We start from the raw sequence: 9,521 nt of genomic DNA, 5'->3' as shown, positions 1-9,521 counted from the left end.
CCCGACGCGGCCTGGATCAACAAACCCGCCGAGAAAACCGACACAAAAGCAGCAGCCTAACTCCCACTGGCCTCATTCACCTTGACAAATTCCGAGGAAAGCCGTTCCCGCCATGGTCAGGCGCACCGAGCGTGAACTGCGTTCCACCAACTGGACGCCGATATCCCGCTCGAGCTGGCGGATCTGTTGGCTCACGGCAGGTTGGCTGACGTGGAGGACGAGAGCAGCACGGCCATAATTCAGTTCCGTGGCCACAGCCACAAAGGCACGCATCCAGCGAAGTTCCATAAGCCAAGGTCACACCCGATCTTTGGCCAGCCCTCGGCGTAAGGGGCGGTCAGGTCCGGAGCCGCCCCCTGCCAACTTCGAGGAATCAACCGCGTGTCCGGGATGGTCTGATCGCGTGGTCACCGGGCAGTTCCAGCAGTTCATGTAACCAGCGTTCTGCTAGCCGGGCCCCGGGTCTCCCATGGTTTGCCAGCAGGCGTCCCTGACTTTGGTAACGAGGGGTGAGTCGGTCATGTCGTTGCTGTAGATCAGGCTGATGCGGGAGACGGCGTTGGTGTCTTGGATGTCCAGGTATACGAGGCCGGGGATGGCGAAGGCGCGGAGGGATTCCGGGACGACTGCGATGCCGAGGTGGGCGGCGACCAGCCCGAGGATTGTGGGGAACTGGACGGCCTGTTGGGCGAGGTCGAAGTCGACGTCGGCGGCGTGGAGCAGTGCGGCGATGTGGTCGAAAAGCCGCGAGATCCTGTCCCTTGGGAAGGCAATAAACCGCTCCCCCTTCAGTTCTCCGAGTCCGACTGAGGGGCGGGGCGCCAGGGGGTGGTCTGCCGGGACGGCCACCACCAGGCGTTCGTTTTGCAGGAGTGTGGTGCCCAGGCCCGGCACGGTCCGGACTTCCCGGGCGATTCCGGCGTCCAGGGCGCCGGCGGTGATGAGCTCGATCTGCGAGTCGGTGGTTTCCTCGCGGAGCTCGAGGTCGATGCCGGGCCAGTGGGACCGGAGTTCCCGCACCACCGGAGGAAGGGCCGAAATCGCTGCGGAGGAGACGAAACCGACACGCAACTTGCCGATTTCGCCGTCGCGGGCCTGCCGGAGGGCCGCGGTCATGGCCCCGTACTGGCTGAGAAGTTTCCTGGCATGCGTCAGGAGTAGTTCGCCGTCGGCGGTGAGCTGCACGTTGCGGGAGTTGCGCACAAACAGCTGGGTCTTGCACTCCTCTTCGAGTTTGCGGATCTGCTGGCTCAGCGGCGGCTGGGCCATATGCAGCCGCTCTGCGGCCCGGTTGAAGTGCAGTTCTTCGGCCACTGCGACGAAAAGCTCCAAGCGACGAAGGTTCATAAGAACAAGACTAAGTGAGTATCGATGGGAGTCAAATAGATACTTCAGTGGGCGGGGTTTCGGGTTTACCGTTGATCGTGAGGACAGTCACAGATCAACAAACACTAAGAGGTTCAAGAATGCCCGTCATGACCAAGCCCGCCAACAGCTTCATCAACGGTAGTTGGGTTGAAGGGACCGGGGACACGACGTCCCGGTTCAACCCGGCGGCACCGCAGGAAGCGGTCACCACCTATCACCAGGCCGGTTCCGAAGAGCTGGCGCAGGCGATCCAGGCTGCTACCGACGCGGCACCAGCATGGGACAAGCTGGGGATTCTGGCCCGGGGCCGGATCCTGTCCTCTGCCGCGGCACTGATCCGGGAACGGGCCGAGGAGATAGCCCGCGTCATGACGGCCGAGCACGGTAAGACGCTGGCGGAGTCAAGGATGGAGGTCGGTGCGTCCGCCGACACGTTCGAGTACCACGCAGGCTCTGCCAGGAACCCGGTCGGCACCGAATACCCTTCCAGCCACCCGGATGAGCGGATCCTGACCGTCCGGCGCCCGCTGGGAATCGTCGGTGTAATCACGCCCTGGAATTTCCCGCTGCAGATCCCGGCCTGGAAAATCGCACCGGCACTGCTGCACGGCAACACTGTGGTCTGGAAGTCCGCCAGCAACACCCCCGGAGTGTCCGTCCTGCTGATGGACATCCTGGCCGCGGCCGGTGTTCCGGCCGGCGTCGCGAACCTGCTCCTTGGCCCGGGTCCGCTGGGCTCTGAACTCGTTTCCCACCCGTCAGTGGCAGGCGTGACGTTCACCGGATCGGTTCCGGTGGGCCACCACATCCGCGGGATTGTCTGCGGCCGCGGCGCGAAACTGCAGATGGAACTCGGCGGACACAACGCCACCCTCGTCCTGCCCGATGCCGACGTCGAACTGGCCGCGTCCAGCGCCGTCAACGCCGCGATGGGTTCCACCGGCCAGAAGTGCACGGCCACCCGGCGGATCATCCTCGTCGGCGACGGGCACGAGGCATTCCTGGCCAAGGTGAAGGAGAAAGTCTCCGCACTTGTCCTGGGCCCGGGCACTGACCCGTCGGTGCAGATCGGCCCCGTAGTTTCCGGCTCCGCCCGCGATGAAATCAATGCCGCGATCGAGACGGCCATCACCGAGGGCGGGGAAATTCTGGCGCAGGCCACCGCTCCCGCTGCGGAGGGGCACTACGTCCTGCCTACCGTGTTGACCGGGCCGGCGTCGATGACAATCTGCCGCGAAGAGGTCTTCGGCCCCGTTGTCACCGTTCTCCGCGCCGCCACCCTCGACGAAGCCATCGCGTTGGCCAACAACACCGACTTCGGCCTCACGGCCGCGGTGTTCACCAGCGATGAGCGCGCCGCCCGGCAGTGCGTGACCTACCTCGACGCCGGCCTCGTGAAGGTCAACGCTCCCTCGACCGGGTCCGAACTGCACGCCCCGTTCGGCGGGATGAAGGATTCAACCTTTGCCGGCCCCCGGGAGCAGAACAGTACCGTCGCCGCGGCCTTCTTTACCCACGAAAAGACCGCATATCTCCGTCTGGCACCAGCGAAGGCATGATCATGACACTTCAGGACGAACGAACCGAACACGGGCTCCGGACCCCGGAGGAAGTGCTCTCCGGCGCCGATATGAACGGGGCCTGGGCCACCCGGCACAGCTTTGCCCGCACCATGCTCCGCCGCGCCGCCGCCCGGGGATGGTCCGTGGCCCGTACCCGCATGGATCTGGACGCCGATGCCCGGGGCACCGCCGTCTACACCGTGGACGCCGAAGGCAGGCAGCTGACTTTCATCGCTTTCTGCCGCAGCCTGGAGGAAAGCGAACGCACCGACCGGGTCATCGCCGACGCCTGGGACGTTACCGCGGCCCTCATCGAAGGGGACCTCACGCCCGAGCGCGAAGCAGAGCTTCGGCTCAACGTTCCGGTCCAGGAGCGCGGCCGTGTCGACCCGGACACCATCATCCTGACCCGGGCGAACCGCAGCGCACGCTTTTTTGACTACGTCAGCGACTGCCTGGCCGCCGGGTCCCAGCCCGACGTCGACATCATCGGACCCAGCCCCTACCTGATCCGCAGCACTGCGTTCTACGGCAACGGAAAATTCGGGCTCAAGGAATTCGCGGACATCCCCGCCGACCACCCCCTGGCCGTGCCGTACCGGTCCCAGATGCTCACCGCCTGGCTGCTGCGTGAACTGAGCATGGACATGGTGGAACACGTCGCCCGCGCCAAAGCAACTGCGGCCGGCACCACCGCGGTCCCCCTTGACCCGGAGTGGGGCAAATACCTGGGATTGGGCAACGCCACCGGACTGGGCATGGTCCCGTTCGTGATCAACCACCCGGCATATCTGGATGCCTGGTGCCGGCTGCGGGAAACTCCCCTCGCCGCCGGCCTCGGCCGGGACTACGCACCCGGGCACCCGGACCTTGCCCGCGTCGCGGAACTCCTCGCCCAGGCTGACCGCCACCTTGAAGAAAAACACGCACTCCACACCGCCCCGTTCCTGCCCACCGATGCGATCCGGCCCCAGCTGCAGCAACTCCTGAGCGAGCTGCAGACCCACACGGCCTCCGCGACGGAACCCGCGCCGGTCCTGGCACGCCTCCACGACAGTGCCGCACGACTCAGCCCGGAGGCCCGGGGGATCTTTGCCTCTATCGTCATTGAACTCCGTACCGACTTCGACGAGGACGCCGAGTCCCTGCTCAGAGTTGACGGCGCCGTCCCGTTCGACCCAGCCATGCGCTGCTGGGAACTGAAGCAGTTGCTGGAGGCCAACTACGCCTGGGCCCGCGGCTACGACTTCACCGATCCGGAGAGGACGGGCTATTACTGGTTCTCCTCCGCGGCCAACGAAGAACCCCGCCGGGCACTGCGAGAGGCCCGGCCCGCCGGCACTCCCGAGCACTGCACCGACATCGCCCGCCGCATCAATGCCCTCGCCACGGACCTCGAGCGGTTCCCGGCCCACCAAAGCATCGCGGACTTCCTCCTGGCACACCCCGGCCACCGCTTCGCCGCGGCCCGGGTCCAGCAGACCCGGCCTTACCTCTACGGGGAGCTGCAGGACAACCTCATCGACACCGAGTTCCTGCCCCTGAGCACCCAGCGCTTCCAGCTGGCCAGTTACGGGATGAACAACTTCAGTCCACAGTCCACGGACTGGCTGCGCGTGACGTTGTTCAGCGGAGCCCCCCGCGCGGTGGATATCAACCACGGGACGGACGAGGACGACTGGCTCTTCCCGACGGCGCCGAAGGGGCCGCAACAATGAGCCTGCACGAGCAGCTGACCGTCGTGGACGGGCTGCAGATCAGCAACTGGAGCCGCCCCGTCCTGGAGGAACTGCGTACCGGCGGCGTCAGCGCGGTCAACGCGACCTGCGCTGTCTGGGAAAACGCCGCGGACACCCTCCGGTCCGTCGGTGAGTGGCTGGACCTCGTCAACCGCAACCCCGACCTTGTGTTCCTCGCCGCCACCGGGGCAGACATCGACGCTGCGAAGCAGCAAAACAAGATCGCCGTGTTCCTGGGGTTCCAGAACGGCAGCCCGTTTGAAGACGACTACCGATACGTTGAGCTCTTCCACCGGCTCGGCGTCCGGATCGCCCAGCTGACGTACAACAACCAGAATCTGATCGGCAGCGGGTGCTTCGAAGCCGACGATGCCGGACTGACCCGCTACGGGCGGGTGATCGTGGAAGAGATGAACCGGGTGGGCATGCTCGTCGATCTCTCCCACGTCGGGTACCGGACCAGCCGCGACGCCATCGAAGCGTCCTCGGTGCCGGTCTCCGTCACCCACTCCAACCCGCTCTGGTTCTTTGACACCCCGCGGAACAAACCCCACGACGTCATCCAGCCCCTCGTGGACCGCGGCGGCGTCATCGGCTGCTGCCTCTACCCCACCGTCAGCGGCGGTGAACACGTCACCATCGAAAGCTTCTGCACCATGGTGGCCCGCATGGTGGACCAGTACGGTCCCGGCAGCGTCGGTATCGGCAGCGACTGCACCCGCGGCTGGGATCAGGAATTCGTCGGCTGGCTCCGCAACGGCCGCTGGCAACCGACCGATCCACAGAACACGCCGACCTGGCCCCTCTGGCCGGACTGGTTCACCGGCCCCCAGGACTTCCCCCGGCTCACCGACGGCCTCGCAGCCGCAGGCCTCACGGACCACACCATCGCCGCCGTGATGGGCGGCAACTGGGCCCGGCTGTTCACCAACGTCATGGACACAACAAAGGAACACGCGCATGTCTGACACCATCACCGGAGACGCCCCCGATCGCCAGCTGACGGACCGCACCATCGACGTCCAGCCCCGCGAAATCAAAGAAGCGGCCTTCCGGTCCCTCTGCGCCGCCGGTACAGACCCCCTCGAAGCCCAGGAAGGAGCCCTCGCAGTCCTCCGCGCCGAAGCCGAAGAACACGCCGGACTACGCCTCCTCGAACAACTCCTGGACGCGGACTGGGCGACACCCCTCCGGCCGGCAGCCGCCAGGGACACGTCTTGGTTGGGAGGCACCCTGCGCGAGCTTGACCCGGCCGGACAGCCGCCCCTGCGGACCGCCCTCCAACTCCTCGACCTGGCAAGCGACACCCAAGACGGCGAAGTCTCCGTGATCCGCACACCGGACGCCCGCATCCCGGGACTTCTCTGGAACGACCTGGTCCTCAGGCGCACCGCCTCCCTGGGCCGCCGGATCGTCATCGCCACCGCCCATGCCGGGACGGCACCGGATGTCGGATCCACCACGGACTACCTCACCGTCCGGGACGGAGTTCTTTCGGCCACGCAGACCCTGGCGTCGGAGGCAGTCACGGCCCTCCTGCCCCAAACCAACGCGGACAGCACCGTCGTCATGGTCCTGCCCGAACCGGTCCCTGCGCACCCAACATCAACCACCATCCCGCCCAAGCCCCTGAAAGTGTGTGCAGAAGAATGGCAAAGCATGTACCAGCTGTCCCGGAAGTACCTGGTGCCGGACGCATGAGCGCCATCACCCGGACCCAGTTCACCGACGGCAAACCCCGGCCCTACTCCGCCTCCGCAGCAACCGGCGGCATCATCTACCTGTGCGGGCAGATACCGGCCCGGGACGACGGCACCGTCGCGGCCGACATCGCCGGCCAGGTGACCCAGGCGTTCGACAACCTCGAAGCCGCCCTCACAGAAGCAGGGTCAAGCCTGTCCCACCTGCTCAAGCTCACGGTCTTCCTGGCCGACCTTGACGAATTTGATGAGTACAACGCCGCCTACCTCACCAGGCTCAGCGGCCACCCCCTGCCTCCCAGGACCACCGTGCAGGTTGCCCGGTTCAGGGGCGAAAAACGCATCGAGATCGATGCGGTCGCAGCCGCAACAGCCTGACCGGACCACGGCCACGGATCTGTTGGGTACCCAACGTCGTATTCCCTCTTCCCAGATCGGAACCACCATGCTTTCCCACGCAGCACCCGGGTCTCAAATGACCATCGATTCAGCGCCGCTGAACTCCTTCCACAAACGCCTTACCCTCTTCAGCTCAGGGGGCCCGTTCCTCGACGGATACATCCTGGCCATCATCGGCATCGCCCTGGTCCAGGTCATCCCGGCCTGGCAGATGAATGACTGGTGGAACGGTCTCATCGGCGCCTCCGCCCTGATCGGTGTCTTCCTCGGCGGGCTCGTTTTCGGCAACATCACCGACAAAATCGGGCGCAAGCTCATGTACACGATCGACCTCATGGCCATCATCGTCTTCTCTGTGGCGCAGTTCTTCGTCCAGGAACCCTGGCAACTGTTCGTCCTCCGGCTGCTCATCGGCATCGCCGTCGGCGCCGACTACCCCATCGCCACCGCCCTGGTCGCCGAATTCGTCCCCGCCACCTGGCGTGCGCGGCTCCTCGGCGGCCTGAACGCCATGTGGTTCGTCGGCGCCACCGTCGCCGCGTTCGTCGGCTACTGGCTCCTCTCCTTTGAAGATGGGTGGCGCTGGATGCTGCTCTCCTCCGCCGTGCCCGCCGTCCTGATCCTCATCGCCCGGGCCACCATCCCCGAATCCCCCCACTGGCTCGTCGGAAAAGGCCGCCACCAGGAAGCCCTGGCCATCCTGAAGAAAACCATCGGCGAAGGCGCCACCCTGGACGGCATCACCGCCCACGACCCCAACGCCGCCAAGCTCAGCACCGGCCAGGCCTTCAAACTCGTCCTGACCGGCGGCTACCTGCACCGGGTCGTCTTCATCTCCATCTTCTGGACCTGCACCATCGTCACCTTGTTCTCCATCTACGCCTTCGGACCCCAGATCCTGGCCCTGTTCAACCTCCAGTCCGGCGACGAAGCCAACATCGGCTACGGCCTAATCAACCTCTTCTTCCTCGTCGGCAACGTCGCCGCGCTCCTGGTCGTGGACAAACTCGGCCGCCGCCCCGTCCTGATCTGGGGCTTCATCCTCTCCGGCGTCGGCCTGCTGTTCCTGGCGCTCTTCCCCGCAGCACCACTGGGCCTGATCGCACTGGCTTTCGCCTTCTACGCCATCTTCAACGGCGGACCGTCGATCCTGGAATGGATCTACCCCAACGAACTGTTCCCCACCAAGGTCCGCGCCACCGCCGTCGGGCTCTGCACCGGCACCAGCCGCATCGGCGCCGCCATCGGCACCTTCGCCACCCCGCTGGCCCTGACACACCTCGGGCTCTCCGGCACCATGTGGATCGCCGCCGGCATCGCACTCCTCGGAGCCGCAGCCAGCTACTTCATGGCCCCCGAAACCAAAGGCCAGAACCTCGAAGAAGCAGCCGCCCTCCACGCCTGACACCCACCACCCACCAACCGCTGCGGGAGCACCCGTCCCTTCGGGGATGAGGGCTCCCGCCACAGCGTCCGGCGAATCCACCGCATCCGTGTCCGAAAGAAAGCAAAGCGGCAGGGATCCCGGCCCATCCACCGGCCATAAAGTCTCCCACCGCCCCGCAACCGCCTGACGGGCCGTACGGCGCAGACAATGAACCAACAATGAAGGTGCCCGGCAACCCCGATCACCCGGCAGCCGGCCGTACCCGACAGGCGGGCAGCCTCCAGGACGTGGCAGCCGGGGCCCTCGTCCCGGAAGCGGGCGGACGATGACCCAGAGAACCCTCGCCCCGGACACCTCCGGTCCCCGGTCCGTGCGGCCGGGCTGAAGTCCGCAGGCCATGTCATTGTCGATTCACTCCTCGCCCACGGGGTCCGGCGCGCCCATGTGGTACCCGGATAGAGCTATCTCTATGTCCTGGACGGGCTGCACACCTCTCCGATCGAGACCATCGCCTGCCGTCACGAGGGTGGCGCCAGTTACATGGCAGAAGCCGACGGAAAGACGAACCAGCTGCCAGGTCTCGCCATGGTGACCCGGGGACCCGGCGCAGCAAACCCCCACGTCCGGCTGCACACGGCCTGCCAGGACTCCACCCCCATGGTGCTCTTTGTCGGCCTCATAGCCCTTCGCCCACCCCTCTGTACTGGCCTGGGACATAGAAAGGTTTCAACTTTTCATCTCGAACAGTTGACTTGAACGTCTGTTCATGTCAGTATATTCACAATATCGTGACCAATATCACAAGATGGGTGTTTATTATGCGTAGTCAGACCATCGAACATTTAGAAGTCCTCGTTCCCACACCCGGTCAACTTCACGAGTTACTCAACGATGCAGAAGCCATGCTCCGGCAGGCGGCAATGGCGCAACGGTCTGCCGGCATCATGGTCACCCGCCATCATCCCGGCCGGTACACATTAGATCTCAGTCCAACGGTTCCCTTTGGGGAGACCTGGGAGCGGAATCTCGCGTGACCGTCTGATGGTGGCCGTCCTGCCGGGCCATCACCGTGGATCCATTCCATCTAGTCTTGTTGGCCAATGACACGCTCGTCGGGGTCTGCCAACGGGTTTCCCGGGGATCAAACGGGCGGCCGGGGCTGAGAACGAACAAGGCCTGGAGCTCATGGAAGGCACAGTGCCGCGCCTTCCGCCGGCCGCCTGTCATTGATGAACCCCTCTCCTTCTCAGAGGGGGAGGTTGAAAAAAGGAGTGTTCAATGAGCGAGAAACTGCGTTGGGGCGTCCTGGGTAGCGCCCGGATCGTCCGCAAGACAATTCCGGCGTTGCAGGAAACGAAGAACGGTG

9 protein-coding genes and 1 pseudogene are annotated in these 9,521 nt (G+C 65.3%); 8 read left to right on the top strand and 2 right to left on the bottom strand.

Annotation, left to right across the window (positions count from 1 at the left end):
- Positions 1 to 72 precede the first annotated feature (72 nt).
- Positions 73 to 288 (bottom strand): LysR family transcriptional regulator, encoded by a 216-nt coding sequence (locus ABIB27_RS18895; protein ID WP_354254651.1) that lies wholly within the window; start codon positions 286 to 288, stop codon positions 73 to 75.
- Positions 289 to 447: 159 nt separating this feature from the next.
- The gene (locus ABIB27_RS18890) at positions 448 to 1,347 is read right to left on the bottom strand and encodes a LysR family transcriptional regulator (protein ID WP_354217062.1); all 900 of its coding nucleotides are present in this window, start codon (positions 1,345 to 1,347) and stop codon (positions 448 to 450) included.
- A gap of 128 nt (positions 1,348 to 1,475) precedes the next feature.
- Here ABIB27_RS18890 and ABIB27_RS18885 point away from each other — a divergent pair, with 128 nt between their 5' ends.
- The 8 genes and pseudogenes from ABIB27_RS18885 to ABIB27_RS18850 all read left to right on the top strand — a co-directional run bounded on the left by ABIB27_RS18885 (position 1,476) and on the right by ABIB27_RS18850 (position 9,189).
- Entirely contained in the window at positions 1,476 to 2,927 is a 1,452-nt protein-coding gene (locus ABIB27_RS18885) for an aldehyde dehydrogenase family protein (RefSeq protein ID WP_354217063.1), read from the top strand.
- A gap of 2 nt (positions 2,928 to 2,929) precedes the next feature.
- Complete coding sequence (locus ABIB27_RS18880; protein WP_354217064.1) at positions 2,930 to 4,648, top strand: hypothetical protein; 1,719 nt, start codon at positions 2,930 to 2,932, stop codon at positions 4,646 to 4,648.
- Positions 4,645 to 5,637, top strand: coding sequence for a membrane dipeptidase (locus ABIB27_RS18875; protein WP_354217065.1), 993 nt, complete (start codon positions 4,645 to 4,647; stop codon positions 5,635 to 5,637). Before ABIB27_RS18880 ends, ABIB27_RS18875 begins: the two co-directional genes overlap by 4 nt.
- The gene (locus ABIB27_RS18870) at positions 5,630 to 6,370 is read left to right on the top strand and encodes a hypothetical protein (protein WP_354217066.1); all 741 of its coding nucleotides are present in this window, start codon (positions 5,630 to 5,632) and stop codon (positions 6,368 to 6,370) included. Before ABIB27_RS18875 ends, ABIB27_RS18870 begins: the two co-directional genes overlap by 8 nt.
- The gene (locus ABIB27_RS18865; protein ID WP_354217067.1) at positions 6,367 to 6,747 is read left to right on the top strand and encodes a RidA family protein; all 381 of its coding nucleotides are present in this window, start codon (positions 6,367 to 6,369) and stop codon (positions 6,745 to 6,747) included. The genes ABIB27_RS18870 and ABIB27_RS18865 overlap by 4 nt, the downstream gene beginning before the upstream one ends.
- Before the next feature lie 97 nt (positions 6,748 to 6,844).
- On the top strand, positions 6,845 to 8,173 hold the full coding sequence (locus ABIB27_RS18860; RefSeq protein ID WP_354217068.1) for an MFS transporter: 1,329 nt from the start codon (positions 6,845 to 6,847) through the stop codon (positions 8,171 to 8,173).
- Between the two features lie 363 nt (positions 8,174 to 8,536).
- Positions 8,537 to 8,891, top strand: a pseudogene (locus ABIB27_RS18855) (thiamine pyrophosphate-binding protein); the annotation flags it as partial.
- Positions 8,892 to 8,943: 52 nt separating this feature from the next.
- Positions 8,944 to 9,189, top strand: a complete 246-nt coding sequence (locus ABIB27_RS18850; protein WP_354217069.1) for a hypothetical protein — start codon at positions 8,944 to 8,946, stop codon at positions 9,187 to 9,189.
- Positions 9,190 to 9,521 lie beyond the last annotated feature (332 nt).

The sequence above is a fragment of the Arthrobacter sp. UYEF21 genome (assembly GCF_040546085.1).
In the GTDB taxonomy this organism is placed as follows: domain Bacteria; phylum Actinomycetota; class Actinomycetes; order Actinomycetales; family Micrococcaceae; genus Arthrobacter.
The sequence above is the reverse complement of the archived record's forward strand: the minus strand, read 5'-3'. Positions and strand labels throughout refer to the sequence as shown.